Annotated in this window: 1 pseudogene; it reads right to left on the reverse strand. The window is 32.2% G+C overall.

Annotated elements, in window-relative coordinates:
* Positions 1-209: 209 nt before the first annotated feature.
* Positions 210-419 (reverse strand): annotated as a pseudogene (locus NI461_RS14145) (transposase family protein); the annotation flags it as partial.

Consider the following 419-nt stretch of genomic DNA (forward strand, 5'->3'; position numbering starts at 1 on the left):
CGGAAAAGATTCGGCTTACGCATTAATTTAATCGCTGCATTAGTAAACCGAATAAACTCGCAATAAGGACTTTCGCAAGAGGTCTAATAAATATCTTCTACTGACATTTTTTATCTAATTTTTGTTTGGTTGCAAACTCATAATATACTTTTGGTACATAAAATCTATAGGTTGAAATTTTTCGTGAGATAATAGACTTCTATCATAAGTCATTTTTTACTCAGTTCCAAATTATAGATTCCAGCAATTAAATTGAATCTTAATCCCAGTCTTTTGCCTCGATTGCGATATCGCTCAGCAAGAATTTTGAAGGTTTTCAAACTGCCAGATACATGCTCAATCCCAATTCTTCTTTTATTGATTTGCTGATTATAGATTTTTAGTTCAGGATCCAGTTTACAGCGCTTCTTTGCTTTTAA

The organism is Acinetobacter sp. S4400-12 (assembly GCF_024129495.1).
Classification (GTDB): domain Bacteria; phylum Pseudomonadota; class Gammaproteobacteria; order Pseudomonadales; family Moraxellaceae; genus Acinetobacter; species Acinetobacter lwoffii_C.